General features: G+C 53.8%; 16 protein-coding genes and 1 tRNA gene. 16 read left to right on the top strand and 1 reads right to left on the bottom strand.

Annotation, left to right across the window (positions count from 1 at the left end; all coding sequences use genetic code 11):
- Positions 1–110: 110 nt before the first annotated feature.
- From recA to MRBBS_RS12210, 12 genes are all read left to right on the top strand, one after another.
- Positions 111–1226 carry a recombinase RecA gene (recA, locus tag MRBBS_RS12265; RefSeq protein WP_014871841.1) on the top strand — a complete coding sequence of 372 codons (1116 nt, stop codon included), beginning with the start codon at positions 111–113 and terminating at the stop codon, positions 1224–1226.
- Positions 1227–1291: 65 nt separating this feature from the next.
- On the top strand, positions 1292–1822 hold the full coding sequence (locus MRBBS_RS12260; protein ID WP_014871840.1) for a flavodoxin family protein: 531 nt from the start codon (positions 1292–1294) through the stop codon (positions 1820–1822).
- 116 nt (positions 1823–1938) lie between these two features.
- Positions 1939–4347 carry a Lon protease family protein gene (locus MRBBS_RS12255; protein ID WP_014871839.1) on the top strand — a complete coding sequence of 803 codons (2409 nt, stop codon included), beginning with the start codon at positions 1939–1941 and terminating at the stop codon, positions 4345–4347.
- Positions 4348–4382: 35 nt separating this feature from the next.
- Positions 4383–5009 carry a response regulator FixJ gene (fixJ, locus tag MRBBS_RS12250; RefSeq protein WP_014871838.1) on the top strand — a complete coding sequence of 209 codons (627 nt, stop codon included), beginning with the start codon at positions 4383–4385 and terminating at the stop codon, positions 5007–5009.
- A 45-nt stretch (positions 5010–5054) separates the two neighbouring features.
- The gene (locus tag MRBBS_RS12245; RefSeq protein WP_014871837.1) at positions 5055–6614 is read left to right on the top strand and encodes a response regulator; all 1560 of its coding nucleotides are present in this window, start codon (positions 5055–5057) and stop codon (positions 6612–6614) included.
- 148 nt (positions 6615–6762) lie between these two features.
- A tRNA-Asp gene (locus tag MRBBS_RS12240) sits at positions 6763–6839 on the top strand.
- Positions 6840–7012: 173 nt separating this feature from the next.
- Positions 7013–7426 carry a contractile injection system protein, VgrG/Pvc8 family gene (locus MRBBS_RS12235; protein WP_014871835.1) on the top strand — a complete coding sequence of 138 codons (414 nt, stop codon included), beginning with the start codon at positions 7013–7015 and terminating at the stop codon, positions 7424–7426.
- A complete protein-coding gene (locus MRBBS_RS20495) occupies positions 7371–7643 on the top strand; it encodes a hypothetical protein (RefSeq protein ID WP_413540179.1) in 273 nt (90 codons plus the stop codon). The genes MRBBS_RS12235 and MRBBS_RS20495 overlap by 56 nt, the downstream gene beginning before the upstream one ends.
- Positions 7594–8049 (top strand): DUF2339 domain-containing protein, encoded by a 456-nt coding sequence (locus tag MRBBS_RS12225; protein ID WP_264640661.1) that lies wholly within the window; start codon positions 7594–7596, stop codon positions 8047–8049. The genes MRBBS_RS20495 and MRBBS_RS12225 overlap by 50 nt, the downstream gene beginning before the upstream one ends.
- Positions 8050–8859: 810 nt before the next feature.
- Positions 8860–9615, top strand: a complete 756-nt coding sequence (locus MRBBS_RS12220; protein WP_014871831.1) for an amino acid ABC transporter substrate-binding protein — start codon at positions 8860–8862, stop codon at positions 9613–9615.
- Between the two features lie 25 nt (positions 9616–9640).
- Positions 9641–10315 (top strand): amino acid ABC transporter permease, encoded by a 675-nt coding sequence (locus MRBBS_RS12215; RefSeq protein WP_014871830.1) that lies wholly within the window; start codon positions 9641–9643, stop codon positions 10313–10315.
- On the top strand, positions 10312–11058 hold the full coding sequence (locus MRBBS_RS12210; protein WP_014871829.1) for an amino acid ABC transporter ATP-binding protein: 747 nt from the start codon (positions 10312–10314) through the stop codon (positions 11056–11058). The genes MRBBS_RS12215 and MRBBS_RS12210 overlap by 4 nt, the downstream gene beginning before the upstream one ends.
- A 44-nt stretch (positions 11059–11102) precedes the next feature.
- Here the strand turns inward: MRBBS_RS12210 and MRBBS_RS12205 are convergent, their stop codons facing one another.
- Positions 11103–12188 carry an AraC family transcriptional regulator gene (locus MRBBS_RS12205; RefSeq protein WP_041635278.1) on the bottom strand — a complete coding sequence of 362 codons (1086 nt, stop codon included), beginning with the start codon at positions 12186–12188 and terminating at the stop codon, positions 11103–11105.
- A 204-nt stretch (positions 12189–12392) separates the two neighbouring features.
- Between MRBBS_RS12205 and MRBBS_RS12200 the strand changes: the two genes are divergently transcribed.
- The 4 genes from MRBBS_RS12200 (at position 12393) to MRBBS_RS12185 (ending at position 17264) form a co-directional block, all read left to right on the top strand.
- A complete protein-coding gene (locus tag MRBBS_RS12200; RefSeq protein ID WP_014871827.1) occupies positions 12393–14486 on the top strand; it encodes an NADPH-dependent 2,4-dienoyl-CoA reductase in 2094 nt (697 codons plus the stop codon).
- Positions 14487–14674: 188 nt separating this feature from the next.
- Positions 14675–15559 (top strand): NAD(+) kinase, encoded by an 885-nt coding sequence (locus tag MRBBS_RS12195; RefSeq protein WP_014871826.1) that lies wholly within the window; start codon positions 14675–14677, stop codon positions 15557–15559.
- A gap of 2 nt (positions 15560–15561) precedes the next feature.
- Positions 15562–16584 (top strand): metallophosphoesterase, encoded by a 1023-nt coding sequence (locus MRBBS_RS12190; RefSeq protein WP_014871825.1) that lies wholly within the window; start codon positions 15562–15564, stop codon positions 16582–16584.
- The gene (locus MRBBS_RS12185) at positions 16584–17264 is read left to right on the top strand and encodes a rhomboid family intramembrane serine protease (RefSeq protein ID WP_014871824.1); all 681 of its coding nucleotides are present in this window, start codon (positions 16584–16586) and stop codon (positions 17262–17264) included. The genes MRBBS_RS12190 and MRBBS_RS12185 overlap by 1 nt, the downstream gene beginning before the upstream one ends.
- The last annotated feature ends 89 nt before the right edge of the window (positions 17265–17353 follow it).

Here is a 17353-nt window from a genome sequence, read left to right as displayed (position 1 = left end):
AGTGATTTTCCGGGGCAACCAGTTCCCAAGTTTAGTTTGGCGCATCATATTACCGGCGCACCTTATCAGCCTATTATTCTAACGTACCATTTTGAAGAAGGTTCGTACCTATGGATGACAACCGCAAGAAAGCTTTATCCGCCGCTCTGACCCAGATTGAACGCCAGTTTGGTAAAGGCGCCATCATGAAGATGGGCGACCACCCCCGTGAGGCAATCCCGTCCGTCTCTACCGGTTCTCTTGGTCTGGACGTTGCTCTTGGCATTGGTGGCCTGCCTTATGGCCGGGTTTGTGAAATCTACGGCCCTGAAAGCTCTGGTAAAACTACGCTGACTTTGCAGGTTATTGCCGAAGCCCAGAAGCAGGGCAAGACGTGTGCTTTTGTTGATGCTGAGCACGCCCTTGATCCTCAATATGCTGAAAAGCTGGGCGTGAACGTTGATGAGTTGCTGGTTTCCCAGCCCGATACCGGTGAGCAGGCGTTAGAAATCTGCGACATGCTGGTGCGCTCCAACGCGGTGGATGTCATCATTGTGGACTCCGTTGCCGCATTGACGCCAAAAGCTGAAATTGAAGGCGAAATGGGTGACTCTCATGTTGGTCTTCAGGCCCGCCTGATGTCACAGGCTCTGCGCAAACTGAATGGCAACGTCAAGAATGCCAACGTCCTGCTGATTTTCATCAACCAGATCCGCATGAAAATAGGTGTGATGTTCGGCAGCCCCGAAACCACTACCGGCGGCAACGCGTTGAAATTCTATGCCTCTGTGCGTCTGGATATCCGTCGCATTGGCGCAGTGAAAGACGGCGACGAAGTCACCGGTAACGAAACCCGGGTGAAAGTGGTTAAAAACAAAGTGGCACCGCCGTTCCGCCAGGCCGAATTCCAGATTTTGTACGGCAAGGGCATTTACCGCATGGCCGAAGTGGTGGACATGGGTGTAAAGGAAGGCTTTGTAGATAAGGCTGGCGCCTGGTACGCCTACAACGGTGATAAAATTGGCCAAGGCAAAGCCAATGCTTGCAAATTTCTGGAAGAAAACCTGGAAATGGCGAAAGAAATTGAAACCAAAGTGCGCGACAAGCTGATGCCCAAACCAGAGAAAAAAGACGCGGCAAAAGATGCAGGGAAAGATGCGGGGAAAGACGCAGGAAAGAATGCAGGGAAAAATGCAGGAAAAGCTGCTGCAGTGGCGCCTGCAGAAGCTAGCGACGAACTACTGTAAGACTGTTAGCTTGCCAGCGCACTGTTGATGCAGTGCGCTGGCAAGCACTAAATGTGAGGCCGGCTATGCCAGGCTCTAAAAGGTCAGACTCTAAAGGTTCAGACTCTGAAACGTCAGAAGTCGGAAAGCCCAGCGCCAAAAAGCTATTAATTGTTGCCCACGCTCCCTCGCCAAATACCCTCAAATTGCGCAACGCAGTCGCCGCTGGTGCTAACCATAACGATATTGAAAACGTTAATGTGACGGTTCTTGCTCCGCTGGATGCAGGCCCCGAAGATGTTCTGGCTTGCGACGCTATTATTCTCGGCACCACCGAAAATCTGGGTTACATGAGCGGCGCGTTGAAAGATTTTTTCGATCGCTGTTATTATCCGTGCTTGGAAAAAACCCAGGGCCTGCCATTTACCTTTTATATAAGGGCCGGCCATGACGGTACTGGCACCCGCCGTGCGATCGATAGCATTACCATCGGCCTGCGCTGGAAGCTGGTGCAAGAGCCTCTGCTGTGCCGCGGCAATTACGCCGATGAGTTTGAACAGCAGTGCGAAGAGTTGGGGTTGTACATTGCGGCCAGTCTCGATAACGGTCTGATCTAAACGGCTTGCAACAGCCCCTCGCCGCTAAAAAATGTACAATAGTTCGATTAGTTAATCAGACTTGCCGCCGTGTGCAGTAAGTCATCTTTGTATTCCGACTGTTACAGGATTAAACCTTGAAGTCATTGCCTTCGCATCAGCTCTATAAAGCCTGTGTTCTGAAAGATTTGCCATTTAAAAGCACCCGCCAGCTAGAGCCCCTGGCTGAAATTGTGGGCCAGAATCGTGCTCAGGAAGCGGTGCGCTTTGCGCTGGCTATGCCGCACGGTGGTTACAACGTGTATGCGGTCGGTATCAATGGCCTGGGTAAGCGCACCATGATGCTGCGGTACCTGGAACACCATAAAGACACCAATTTGCGGTCCCACGATTGGTGCTACGTGGCCGACTTTGAAGAGCCGCGGGTGCCAAAGCTGCTGAAACTGCCGGCCGGTCAGGGCACGCAGCTAAAGCGCGATATGGAAAAGCTGATGAGCCGGCTAGTGAAGGTGATTCCGCAAACCTTCGATAGCGATGGCTTTTTGGAACGTGCTGAAAAGTTGAAAAGCGATTACACCGCGCTTCAGGATGGCGAGCTGGAAAAAGTCGCGAAGCAGGCCAAGCGTCAAAAAGTCAGCTTGACCATAAGCACCCCGGGCGGTTATCGGCTAGTGGCTATGAGTGGTGATGAGGCTCATACCGCCGAGTCTTTTAAGGCCCTGACGGACGCTCAACGCGAAAAGTTCGAAGAGATTGTCAATAATCTGGAAAAACGTCTGCGCCGCGCCTTGCGCAAACTAGCCGACTGGGAGCAGGAATACGCTGACAAACAGCAAGCGCTAAACCAGGAAACCCTGGAAGGCGTTACCGGTCACCAGATTGATGAGTTAAAAGAACGTTACAAAGACCTGCCAGAAGTGGCCGGTTTTATTGAAGCCGTGCGTAAAGATTTGTCCGAGAATCTGGAGATTTTTCTGGATGACGATGATGAGCAGGCCACGATTGCCTACGCGTCACTGGATAAGAAAATGCCGCGGCGCTATTTGGTGAATCTGCTGGTACATCAGAAAACCAAAGAGATTCCGGTAGAGGTGGAAGACAACCCGACTTATCACAACCTGTTCGGTTACGTCGAAAACGTTACCTATAAAGGCACGGTGTTTACCGACTTTTCGCTGATTCGCCCGGGCAGCTTGCACCGCGCCAACGGCGGTTATCTATTGATGGACGCCACAAAAGTATTGGAGCAGCCGTTCGCTTGGGATGCCCTCAAGCGTGCGTTGCAGTCTCATTGTATCCAGATTAACTCCCTGGAGCGCGAACTGACCCTGTCTGGCACCATCTCCATTGAGCCCGAGCCGGTGCCACTGGACGTGAAAATCGTACTGTTCGGCGACCGTGAAACCTGGATGCTGCTGCAGGAATACGATCCCGAGTTTTCAGAACTGTTCCGCGTGACCGCAGATTTCGAAGACGAAATGTATCGTAATGACCACAGCCAGCTGGCGTACGCCAAGTTTATTGCCAGCCTGGTGGTCGAGAAAAAACTGCTGCACTGCACCCATAAAGCCGTGGCGCGAGTGATTGAGCAAAGTGCCCGCATGGCTGAGCACCAGAACCGCCTGTCGTTGCACGCCGCAGACATCGCAAACCTGCTGCGCGAGTCAGACTACTGGGCGCGCCAAGCCGAGGCCAAACAGATTCAGGATGTGCACGTAGAGCGTGCTTTGGTTAGCGCCCGTTACCGCAACAGCCGTATTCGCGATCATTTTTACGACGCCATTCGCGATGGCACCACCTTGGTGACTACGAGCGGCAGCTGTGTTGGCCAGGTCAACGCGCTTTCAGTGCTTTCTACCGGCGGTTTCGAATTTGGTTTGTCAAACCGCATTACCGCTAGCAGTTATTATGGTGATGGCGACGTCATTGATATTGAACGCGACGTAAAATTGGGTGGCAGCATTCACTCGAAAGGTGTGATGATTCTGACATCGTGGCTGGCGTCACGGTTTGCCGTAGACGACCCGATGCACCTGTCGGCCAGCCTTACATTTGAGCAAAATTATGGCGAAGTAGACGGCGACAGTGCCTCTTTAGCAGAGCTGTGCGCTTTGGTATCTTCTATATCTCAGCTGCCGGTCAGGCAGGATTTGGCCATTACCGGTTCCATTAACCAGTTTGGCGAAGTGCAGCCGATTGGTGGGGTAAACGAGAAAATAGAGGGTTTTTTCACGACATGCCAGCTCAAGGGTGGTCTTAGTGGCAACCAAGGCGTCATTATGCCGGCCAGCAACGTACAAAACCTGATGCTAGACAGCGAAGTGGTTGCTGCGGTGAAAGCCGGCGACTTCCATGTTTACGCTGTCAGCCACGTGGAGGAAGCTGTAGCCATGCTGATGGGTACGCCAGCGGGTACGCCCGATAGCAAAGGCAGGTACCCTAAAGGCACCGTTTTTGGCATTATCCAGCAACGGTTTGAAAAAATGCGTGAACACGAGCGTCAGGAACATAGTCGGGATGAAAACAAAGATCCGTCCATTCACTGACCAGCACTATAAAACGGACAGGAGATTACAGCGCCATGACGGACATCCAACAAACGGTATACGTGGTTGAAGACGACGAAGCGGTGCGCGATTCACTGGAGCTGCTGCTGCAGTCAGACGACAAACCGGTAAAAACCTACGACAGCGCTACCGCGTTTCTGAAAAGCTATTCTGACGCCATGGCGGGCTGCATAGTTCTGGATATTCGCATGCCGGGTATGGATGGCATGGAGCTACAGAAAAAACTTAACGACAAACACTCGATTCTGCCAATTATCTTTGTAACAGGGCACGGCGACGTTCCCATGGCGGTAGATGCCATGAAAGAGGGCGCTATAGACTTCATTCAGAAGCCCTACCGCGAAGAAGCCCTGTTGGAAAAGATCGAAGCCGCTCTGGTGCAAGACCGCCAGCAGCGCAAAAGCCTGGGTGAAAAGCAGGAAATTGTGCGCCGTGTAAAAAGCTTGACCCCTCGCGAACACGAAATTATGGACCGCATGATTGCTGGTCAGGCCAACAAGGTGATTGCCATAGAGCTGGAAATCAGTCAGCGCACGGTAGAAATTCACCGCTCCCGAGTGATGCACAAGATGGGCACCCACTCGCTGGCACATTTGGTCCGCATGGTGCTGTCAGTAAAGAACCTTATCGACCCACGATGATCCGAACGGCATCATACGGTTACTTTGGTAACCGGCTTCTTGCATATGACTGATACCGTCATCGACAACCGTGAGGTAACGGTTCTGCTAGTGGATGACAATCCCCAGAACCTGAAAGTGCTGTATGAGACTTTGAAAGACAAAGGCTATCGGCTGCTGATCGCCAACGGAGGCGGGAAAGCGCTGGAACTGGCCCATTGTCATCAGCCAGAAGTCATTCTGCTGGACATCATGATGCCGGAAATGGATGGCTATGAAGTTTGCCGTCGCTTGAAAACTGACCCGGCCACCGCCGATTGTGCGGTGGTTTTCTTGTCAGCCCTTGATGACCTGAGCGCTAAGGTAAGAGGTTTTTCGCTGGGTGGCGCCGACTACATTTCCAAACCGTTTCAGTCACAAGAAGTGATTGCGAGGGTAAAAACCCACGCCCGGGTTATTCGCCTCGAGCGCGAACTTCAAGCGCGCAACCGTGAATTACAAAGCGATCAGTCCCGTATTCTTAACGCCATCAGCGAGGGCATTTACGGCCTCGACGAAAACGGCATCATTGAATTTGCTAATCCCGCCGCCGGCCAGATTATGAACGCTCCGGTGGCAGAGCTGATTGGCCAATGTTTTTTTGATCTGCATTTTGCAGCGATGGGCGATAGCGAGGACCCCCTGCCGGTTCAGGCCACCTGTCGCCACGGCATTGCAGAAGCACAGCGCGATATTCAGATGTTGCGCGTAGACCGGTCGGCATTTCGCGCAAAATATCGGTCCTCGCCCAAGCAGGATGCTGACGAGTTGCACGGCGCTGTTGTAGTGTTCCGCGACATTACCGAAGAATTGGCTAACGAACAGGCGCTGGAAGAAGCCCGTGCCACGGTGCAGGACCAGCGCGACCAGCTTGCTCATACCTCGCGCATGACCACCATGGGCGAAATGGCCGCAGGTTTTGCCCACGAAGTGAACCAGCCGCTGACCGCTATTACCAATTACGCCCGCGTGGCCAAACGCCTGGTGGGCAAAGCAGAGCCGGATTTAGTGCTGCTGCAGCAGACCATGGACAAAGTAGAGGCACAGTCGCACCGAGCCAGTGAGATCATTCGTCGTATCCGCCGGTTTATGAAAAAGCCAGCCACCGGCAAAGAAATTGTCGCTATCGCCGCTTTGCTTGAAGATACCCGCCAGTTCGCGGAAGTCGACATGCGTAATAACGAGGGCGGAATAGAGCTGACTCTGGCCCCAAACCTGCCCGATGTGCTGGCAGATCCGATTCAGGTTCAGCAGGTAGCCCTTAATCTGATCCGTAACGGCCTGGAGGCTACCCGCAGTGTTGATTCCGCGGTACCGGTGGAGGTGAGCGCAACACTCACCGCACAGGGCTTCGTGCGCATCGAGGTGCGTGACCATGGCATTGGTCTGCAAGATGACGCCGAGGAAAAGCTGTTCCTGCCGTTCTACACCACCAAAAGTGAAGGCATGGGCATCGGCTTGACCACCTGTCAATCGCTGATTCACGCCCAAGGTGGTGAGATTGGTTTTGAGCGTCCGATAGACGGTGGCACCCGTTTTTACTTCACGCTGCCGGTAGCGGTTGTTGCCCGGCCCGAAGCTGATTGAGCAGGCTTTGTGGCAGCGTTGCCAGAAGCTTAGATGCCAAAAAATAAAAAATATTCATAAAAACCGTTGACATAAAGTGGGGTGTCTCTATAATTCGCCCTCGTTGTCACCGAGCAATCCGAAAAGATTGCACACACGGTTTCAGCTTGGAGCGGTAGTTCAGTTGGTTAGAATACCGGCCTGTCACGCCGGGGGTCGCGGGTTCGAGTCCCGTCCGCTCCGCCAAATTTAAAAATCCCAGATTGGAAACAATCTGGGATTTTTTCGTTAAAGGACAGACGTCGTTTCCCAGGGACGGATTTCAAATCCGTCCCCATCTGCACAATTTGCGACACGCAGCGCAGCATGGCGAAGATAGAGCATCATTTCCCAAACACATACCTTCAAGGACTGAAGATATGCCTAAGGCAAATGGATTGAAGTTCACCTCACAAGTTGGTGAGTTTCCCTCAGAAACATTCTCCGTTGTTGGCTTTGAGCTAACAGAAAGCCTGTCACAGCTATTTTTCGGTCGTCGGCAGTTGGCCAGCACCGATTCTGATATTGACCCCGGCAGTGTTCTTGAACAATCGGTTGACCTGGTGATATGGCAGCATAACGAGCCTTTGCGGCGCGTTACCGGCGTAGTCAGCGAATTTGTCATTGGTGACAACGGCCATCACCGAACCCGTTATGAAATCGTGCTGCAGTCGCCTCTGTGGCGCTTTGAATTGATGTACAACAGTCGTATTTTTCAGGGCCAGACCACAGAGTCCATTGCCAGCGCGCTTTTGCAAGAACGCGGAATACAGCTCCAAAGCGGGCGGCAGTAGCCGGCAACCTGCCGTATTTCGCTTGCGCTCCGAAGAACGCGTAAAAGCCTCGGCCGTGGTGATGAAAGACTACACCTTCAAAAAACCAGCTTACGCCATGTTGCACGAACACCACGCGGCCCTCGCAAACCAACGCCAGGATTATCAGCGCTACGCCTATTTTCAATATGCTGCTCCCAGCCTTCGGTGGCCCGGTGCTTCTGGCCTTGGTTATTAGCCGGTTTCCAAGTACTGCGCCCAGGTTATGGTCGTTGTGCGCCGCTGCGGCGGGCTTTCTTGTGTTCACCGCTTTGGAAATCCGGCAGCTCTGGCAGGGCAGCGATATGGTCCTGTGGTCTGGAATCAGCGAGGGCGAGCTGTACACTTATTCGGTGGTCGGCATGCTGTACGCGATCGCCGCTATTATCTATTCCACACGCAGTTCGGCGCAGAGTCATCAGGCGCTGGTTTATAAAACCGGTATAGCGTTGCTGGGTGTGGTGATCGGGAAAATTTTCCTCATAGACATGTCAGGTCTTGAAGGTTTCTGGCGGGTGGCGGCGTTTATGGGATTGGGGTTGTCGTTATTGGGCCTGGCATGTATTTACCGAAAAGCGCAAAGCGATGAGTCTGCTGCGCTCTGAGCCATATCAATAATCTGACTCCCGTTTGTTGTCATCAGCCGGTAATAATCACGCCCCATGCTGTAAAAAACAGAGAATGGAGCATAAAAATGAACGACTACCAAGAAGAACTGCTTGAAATCCGCGCGGAAGAATACGACGACGATGAAGGCGTGAATGATGCGGTAGAGTTGTAATTGCGGTTGTCAAAACTAACCTGTGTTGGCGCTCTTGGGTGTCGATGTGGCACCAGGTTTTGACTGCTCAGCTGAGGCCCCGGAAGGTATCTCCTCATCGAATCTCTCAAACGCATTGTTGATGGTATTTACAAAGACTCCCTAACGCTTTAGCTGCCGATCGAGCGGGGCACCAGGGGACAGATTTCAAATCTGTCTCGAGTTGACATCTCCACGTCTATCGCTTGCTACAACACCGCAGTCTCATCCTTATCGAAACTGTTTGCCAGCACCAGTTCCTGTAATTTTTTCAAAAGCTTCACGCACCTGCTGGGATTCAGCCGTGACCGCGTGTGGCCCTGTAATCATGCCGAAAGCTTTGACCAGACCATCAAGAAGAGGTCTGGATTGCTCAGCAACCTAACTACGTCTATTTTTGAGCGATCATTCAACGTATAGTTTGTCCCACAAAACGTCTTTCAATCCAGGTATCGAGTTCACTCTCCCTGGCTCTTGGATTTGGCGGACCTTCATAATTTACCCAATATTCTAAAATGAGTGATCAGAAATAGAGACAAATGATCCCAGGCACTCAAATTAAGCTCAGGCCCGGTTGGTCATTTTCCTAAAAGCTCACAAACGCTCAGGAGACACTATGAAATTTTTGCTAATCAACACACTCATGGTTTTATCGCTCGCTGTCAGCCCCCAGTTGCTGGCCCAAGAAAACCCAATCAAAGTGGGCATGTCCGGGCAATACTTTCCGTTTACCTTCGTGGAGCAAGACGAACTCAAAGGCTTTGAGGTAGATATCATGAACGCCCTGGGCAAAGAGATGGGGCGGGAGATTATCTTCCAGACTGCGAATTTCTCGGGGCTGTTTGGTCTGCTGGGGACCGGACGTATCGACACCGTCGCCAATCAGATCACCATCACCGAAGAACGGCAACAGGCGTATATTTTCAGTGAACCCTACGTTTACGACGGTGCCCAAGTGGTGGTCAAGCAAGGCAACACCGAGGTTCAGGGTGTCGAGGACCTCAAAGGCAAAACGGTCGCGGTGAACCTCGGCTCTAATTTCGAATCACTGTTGCGTGAACTGCCTTACGCCGATCAGATCAACATCAAAACCTACGAGAGCAATATTGAGCGCGACACCGCCCTGGGCCGGGTGGATGCCTTTGTGATGGATCGAGTCAGCGCCAGCCAGATCATCAAAGACAAACCCCTGCCGCTGGCACTGGCCGGTAAAGCCTTCTCACAAATCACCAATGCCTATCCGTTCCAAGACACAGAAACAGGGCGAGCTCTGCGAGACGAGGTCAATCAGGCCCTGAAAAAGCTGCGGGAAGACGGCACCCTGGCATCCATTTCCAAAAAATGGTTTGGCACTGACATCACCCAGCCATGATAGGCACCACAAGGCCTGACACCCTATGGACGTTCTGAACGTAGAGTACATGCTCGGGCTGGTACCTGTTCTGCTTGGCTATCTGCCCCTTACCCTGCAACTGGCGGGGGCTGCGATGGTAATGGCATTGATTCTTGCCTGTGTGTTCGCAGTTGTGCGGGTGCTGGGCATCCCGGTACTCAATCAATTGACCATCGTGTTCATCTCGTTTTTCCGGGGCACGCCGCTGCTGGTCCAGTTGTTTTTGTTCTATTACGGGCTGCCACAATTGTTCAGTGTGTTAACCGTGATAGACGGCGTCACCGCGACCATCATGGGCCTGACTCTGCACTTTTCAGCGTACATGGCGGAATCGATCCGCGCCGCCATCATCGGGGTGGATCGCAGCCAGACCGAGGCCGCGCTCTCGATTGGCATGACCAATAGTCAGCTGATGCGGCGCATTATCCTGCCTCAGGCCACCCGGGTTGCCCTGCCCACACTGATGAACTACTTCATCGATATGATCAAGGCTACTTCGTTGGCGTTTACCCTCGGGGTCACCGAACTGATGGGGGCGACCCAGAAAGAAGCCTCTGGCAGTTTTCTGTATTTTGAGGCATTCATCGTCGCCGCTGTTATGTACTGGATCGTGGTCGAGATACTCTCACAATTGCAAAAGTACCTGGAAATTCGCCTGAATAAGGCCTACAGCCGATGATTGAACTTAAATCTCTCAGTAAACACTTCGGCAAGAATGTTGTTCTCGACGGTATTGATCTGACCATCAAGAAGGGCGAGATCATTGTCATTATTGGTCCATCGGGAACGGGTAAATCCACGCTTCTGCGCTGTGTTAATTTTCTGGAACACCCCACGGCGGGGGAAATCACCGTCGGCGACCTTACGGTGGATGTGAACCGGGCAAGCCGGGCGGAGATCCTCTCACTACGCCGTCGAACGGCTTTTGTGTTTCAAAATTACGCTTTGTTTGCTAACAAAACCGCACTGGAAAACGTTGCTGAACGGTTGGTGGTGGTCGACAAGTGGCCAAAACAAAAGGCTTACCAGCGCGCGCGGGAGATTCTCGAACGTATCGGCCTGGCGGACAAAGCAGATGCCTACCCTGCCTCGATGTCCGGTGGCCAGCAGCAACGGGTGGGTATTGGCCGTGCCATGGCCACCGGAGCTGACGTCATCCTGTTTGACGAGCCCACCTCATCTCTTGATCCAGAATGGGTGGAAGAAGTGCTGGGGCTCATGAAACAACTGGCATCGGAGCGCCAGACCATGATGGTGGTCACCCACGAAATGTCCTTTGCCCGAGATGTCGCTGACCGGGTGATTTTTATCGATGGCGGCAGAATTGTGGAACAGGGGCCACCCAGCGAGATCTTCTCGAACCCGCAAGACCCCCGCACACAGGACTTTCTGAAAAAGATTCTGGCGACCAATCCAGACTGATAACGAACGGGGAAGCACAGGGGCGGATTTAATGGGGACAGATTTCAAATCTGTCCCCGGTCTGGCCCCCGACTTGCTTGCCCCCGGCCAGTCAGCCACTTTCGGTGTTCTCCGGGACTCACCAAAAACCAGCGCTTGTAAGCCTTATGAAAAGCCGCTGGATTCGCAAAGCCCAGCAGCCACGACACCTCAGCCAGCGACAGGCGGGTTTCGCGCAGGTAGTCCGCGGCAAGTTGCTGGCGGGTGTTGTCGACTAAATCTTTATACTTTATGCCTTCGGCGGCCAGTCGCCTTTGCAGGGTCCATGGCGTCAGGCCCAGTTTTGCGGCGACGGTGCCCAAAGCCGGGGTTTCGCCCTGAAACAGCGGTGTTAAGCAGTATTGCACTTGTTGTTGAAGCGTCCAGCCCCGTTGCACTTGCTGTAATTGCTGCTCACATTGCCGAACCATTGCGCCGTGCATGGCCGGTTGGGCTTGGCGCGGGGCTTGTTGCCATGTGTCGGCTTTTACCACCAAGCTGTTTTCAGCGGCGTCGAACTGCACCGGGCAGCGGAACCAGCTTTCATACAGCTCGTCCATCCCCTGAGACGGGTACTCAATCTGCACTTTTTCCAGCACGCCATAATCGCCGGTCAGGGTTCGTAAAAACTGGGTCCAGGCCGCCAGAACCGAATCCACAACAAAGCAGTTGTAGTCGTTATAGGGGCGAATGGAATAGAACACCGCCTTGCGAGCTGCACTTTGTACCTCGGGTAAACCGCGGCTGTTTTGGCTGGTGAGCAGTGCATAGCGAATCAGTGTGCTCAGACCGACACCGGCGCTGGCTGCGCACTCGCCAGCCAACCCCGCCAAACCTGCATCTACAGGTCTTGACAGCGCCCCCATACGTAAACCCAGAGCGCGGTTGCCGGTTTCGGTAATGGTGGCATGGCCCAAGCGCATGTAGTGGGGAATGCTGATACGTGCCTCGGCCGACTCCAGGGTTTGTGCGTCTAGCCGAAATCGATGCGCCAGCCCCGCGGCGTCTGCGCCTTCTGCAGCGGCGGCACGCAACAGCACCGCAGCGTAGAGCACGCTTATGTCACCTAGGGCGTAAGCTGGTTTGGGCTTGGTAGTCTTTGTTGTCAGCATTGGTTCAAGCTATTAAAAAGAGAGTGTTTAGAGATCTACTTAACCGATTTTGTCGAGTGTCGCTTAGCGCGCTTTTCAAAGAGCCACACAGTGGTCTTCTTAAAGTCATTCAAGGATAGCAAATTGTACCCTTAGGATATTGTTGAACTGCGAACACAAGGGTAGCTTATACAAAAAACATAAGCCTGATGACGAGGAAGATGCATGACTATGACGACCGCCACCAATCCTAACGCAGCGGCTACGCCGGGGCTGAGCAAATACCCCCACTTGTTAGAACCATTGGACCTGGGTTTTACCAAGCTGCGCAACCGCGCGTTGATGGGCTCTATGCATACCGGCCTCGAAGAGGCCAAAAACGGCTTTGAACGCCTGGCCGTGTTTTACTCTGAGCGCGCCCGTGGCGGCGTGGCTCTGATTGTCACCGGCGGTATTGCGCCCAACGAAGAAGGCGGCGTATTCCAGCACGCTGCAAAAATGACCACCGACGACGAAGTTAAACAACACCAGGTTATCACCGATGCCGTGCACCAGGCCGATGGTAAAATCTGCATGCAGATCCTGCACGCCGGTCGTTACGCATACTCACCGGCGTTGGTGGGGCCGTCTGCCATTCAGGCGCCTATTAATCCGTTTACTCCCAAAGAGCTGGACGAAGCCGGTATTGAAAAACAGATCGAAGACTACGCTGTGTGCGCGCAGCTGGCCCAAAAAGCCGGCTACGACGGCGTCGAAATCATGGGTTCTGAAGGCTACTTCATCAATCAGTTTATTGTGGCTCACACCAACCAGCGCACGGATCAATGGGGCGGTAGCTACGAAAACCGCATTCGCCTGCCTGTCGAAATTGTGCGCCGTGTGCGCGAACGGGTAGGGCCGAACTTCATTTTGATTTATCGCCTGTCGATGTTGGACCTGATTGAAGACGGCAGCACCTGGGAAGAAGTGGTGCAGTTGGCGAAAGAGATCGAAAAAGCCGGCGCTACCCTGATCAACACTGGCATTGGCTGGCACGAAGCGCGCATACCCACGATTGCGACATCTGTGCCCCGTGGCGCCTTTTCCAAAGTCACTGCGCGGCTGAAGAGCGAAGTCAGCATTCCGCTGATTACCACCAACCGCATCAACATGCCGGAAGTGGCTGAAAAAATTCTGGCTGAAGGCGACGCCGACATGGTGTCCATGGCGCGGCCCTTCCTGGCCGATGCCGAACTGGTACAAAAAGCCGCCGAAGATCGCTCTCAGGAAATCAACACCTGCATCGGCTGCAATCAGGCCTGTCTGGATCATACCTTCAGCAACAAGCTGACCAGTTGCCTGGTTAACCCAAGGGCTTGTCACGAAACTGAACTGAATTACGTGAAAACTGCCAACCCAAAAAACATCGCGGTGGTAGGCGCGGGCCCGGCAGGTATGGCGGCCGCGTCAGTGGCTGCCGAGCGTGGCCATAGGGTCACCTTGTTTGACTCGGCTGAGGAAATTGGCGGTCAGTTCAATATTGCCAAACTGATTCCCGGCAAGGAAGAGTTCTACGAAACCTTGCGCTATTACGGCGTCATGTTGAAAAAACACAATGCAGACGTGCGCCTGAACACCCGCGTTAGCGCCAAGGACCTGATTGCTGGCGGTTATGATGAAGTCATACTGGCCACCGGCGTTCAGCCGCGCATGCCAGACATCGAGGGCATTGAACACCCCAGTGTTATCAGCTATCTGGATGCGTTGAAAAATCGCAAGCCCGTAGGCAAGCGGGTTGCGGTGATCGGCGCTGGCGGAATCGGTTTTGACGTGTCCGAGTTCATTACCCATCAGGGCGCTTCCGCCGCGCTGGATACTGACGAATTCATGAAAGAGTGGGGTGTAGATTTCAGTGGCCAGCATCGTGGTGGTGTGAAGGGCGTAAAAGCCCAGCTGCCAGAGCCGGCGCGCCAGGTGTATCTGCTACAGCGCAAAACCTCGAAAATTGGTAAGAACCTGGGTAAGACAACGGGCTGGATTCACCGTACATCACTCAAACATCGTGAAGTACAGATGATCCCAGGCGTCACCTATCGCAAGATTGACGACGAAGGTCTGCACATCACCGTTACTGCCAAGCATGCGGAGAAGGGCGAAGACAAGCTGTTGCCGGTGGACACCATCATCATCTGCACAGGCCAAGACCCAATGCGCGAGCTTCAGGCAGAACTGGAAGCTGCCAATGTTTCAACGCATCTGATTGGAGGTGCCGACGTGGCAGCGGAGCTAGACGCCAAACGCGCCATCAACCAGGGCTGCTACTTAGCCGCCGAGCTGTAAAGGCCCAGCCTCAGCATCAGAAGTTTTTAACGGGCGCTTGGCGCCCGTTTTTTATTGTCGTGTATTTTCAAACTGGCATTCTCAAACTGGCACGCTCAAACTGCCAATACCGAAACGCCAGTTTGCAAGCTGGTACTAGCGGGTTGCCAGCTTTAGAATGGCAACCCGGCAGAACAACAGGAAATTCCATGGAGCAATTCCGCAACATTGGTGTTATTGGCCGCATGGGCAGCGTCAAGGTGGTTGAAACCCTGCGCCAGCTCAAACAATATCTGGTCGCCAATAATTATCAGGTAATTTTGGAAGAAGACACGGCCAGCATACTTCCCGGCCACGGCCAGCAGGTCGCCAGTAAAAAGCTGCTGGGTGAAATTTGCGATTTGGTGATTGTTGTCGGCGGCGACGGCAGCTTGCTGGGTGCTGCCCGTGAACTGGCCAAGTCCAAAATACCCTTGTTGGGCGTCAATCGCGGCCGCCTGGGTTTTTTGACCGATATCTCCCCCAGCGATCTGGAAGAGCGCCTGAGCAAAGTGCTTAAGGGCGAATACATTGTTGAGCACCGCTTTCTGTTGGACGGCCACGTAGAGCGCAACGGTAAACCCCTGGGCTTTGGCACGGCGCTGAACGATGTGGTACTGCACCCGGGCAAATCCACCCGCATGATCGCCTTTGACCTGTTTATTGATGGCCACTTCGTGTACGCCCAGCGCTCCGATGGCCTTATTGTCGCCACGCCTACCGGCTCCACAGCTTATTCCTTGTCCGCCGGTGGCCCCATTATGCATCCCAAGCTGGATGCCATTGTGCTGGTGCCTATGTTTCCGCACACGCTCAGCAGCCGCCCCATCGTGGTGGACGGTCGCAGCGAAATAAAACTGGTGATTGGCGAAACAAACGAAGCCTACCCGCAGGTCAGTTTTGACGGCCAGATGAACATTGCCTGCGCGCCGGGTGACATCATTCGGATCAGTAAAAAACCGTTCAAAATTCGTCTGATTCACCCAACCGATCACAACTTTTACGCCACCTGCCGAGATAAACTTGGCTGGGCTAGCAACACAACAGCGAGTTGAACATGGCCACACCGTCCAGCAATCCCTGCCGCGGCTACGACATTATTGGCGATATTCACGGCTGTTCGCTTACCTTGGAAAGCCTTTTGCAACGGATGGGTTATGCCAAGGTGAAAGGCGTGTACGAGCACAAACGCCGACAGGCCATCTTTATCGGCGACATTATCGACCGTGGCCCGCGTATCCGCGAAGCGCTGCACCTGGTGCGCGACATGGTTGAGCGTGGCTCAGCCCGCATTGTGATGGGTAACCACGAATACAACGCCCTGGGTTACTGTACCCGTGCCCGCCCAGGCAGCGGCAATACTTACCTGCGTGAGCACATACCCCGCCACAACCGCCTGATCAAAGAGACTCTGGAGCAGTTCGAGGCGCACCCCGGCGAGTGGAAAGACTTCCTGGCGTGGTTTTACACCATCCCGCTGTTTATAGAAGACGAACATTTCCGCGCCGTGCACGCCTGCTGGGACGATGGCCTGATTAGCCGATTCCGCCAGGAACACCCTGACGGCTGCATTACCGAAGATTTTCTGCACGCCTCGTCGGTGAATGATTCTTTCCCCGGCGAAGTGATGGACACCCTGCTGCGCGGCACCGATTTGCGCTTGCCGGAAGGTGTCGCAATTACCGGCAGTGACGGATTTGTACGCAAGTTTTTCCGCACCAAGTTCTGGGCAGACGATCCACACACCTACGCCGACGTGGTGTTCCAGCCCGACCCCTTGCCCGCAGACGTGGCCGTGCATGTGCTGACGCCGGATGAACACCGCCAGCTATTAAGCTATCCGCTGGATGCGCCCGCGGTGTTTGTGGGCCATTATTGGATGGACGGTAAACCGTCACAGCTAAAGTCCAATGTGGCCTGCGTTGACTACAGCGCGGTGAAATACGGCAAGCTGGCGGCTTATCGTATGGACGGCGAAAGAGTCTTGTCGCCGGATAAATTCGTATGGGTAGATGTGCAATGGCCTAGCAACATAGACCAGCGCAATTACCCCACCAGCGAAGACAGTTTGACACGCTAATGGACGATCAACAGATAAAACTCGGCCGCCGTTCTCCCATCGTCAACGGCCGCTGGCAACCGTCCCCCGGTCATGCACCGGTGGTAATCAGCCTCATCGTGATTGCGGTGGTTACGGTGTGGCTAACCTCCATGAGCCGCAATGAATTGGCTACCGGCTTGATGGTCATCGACCCGCGCCAGTACGAATGGTTCAGTCTGGCTGACCGTCTGAACGCGTTACTGGATACCCTGTCGAAAGGGCAGGTGTGGCGCCTGATTACGCCAGATTTCCTGCACTTTAGCTGGCCCCACATCATCTTCAATTCGGTGATGTTGTGGTTTCTGGGTAGTCAGGTCGAATTTATAGACGGCCGCACCCGGCTGCTGGTGTTGGCGTTGGTGGCCAGCTTGCTGTCGAATGGCCTGCAATATCTGGTTACCGGCCCGCTGTTTGGCGGTTTGTCGGGGGTGGTCTACGCCATTATGGGCTATTGCTGGCTAAGCCAGCGGCGGCTGCCCAGATTCCAGTTCCCGCCGGCGCTGATCACCTTCGCCTTGGCGTGGATGGTCCTCGGCTTTACCCCGCTGCCCAATATGCTGGGCATGGGCAACATGGCCAACGAAGCCCACCTGGGTGGTTTTGTGGCAGGTTTAATAGTCGCTGTAGTTTTGTCACCGCCGGGCAGGCGAAAAGCATAAAAAAACCCCACCAAAAGGTGGGGCATTAAGAGAGCGTTATAGCTCTGATGAGAGAGACGCCAAATGAACGACCGTGTTGCTTGATGCCA

The sequence above is a fragment of the Marinobacter sp. BSs20148 genome (assembly GCF_000283275.1).
Lineage (GTDB): Bacteria > Pseudomonadota > Gammaproteobacteria > Pseudomonadales > Oleiphilaceae > Marinobacter > Marinobacter psychrophilus.
The sequence above is the reverse complement of the archived record's forward strand: the minus strand, read 5'-3'. Positions and strand labels throughout refer to the sequence as shown.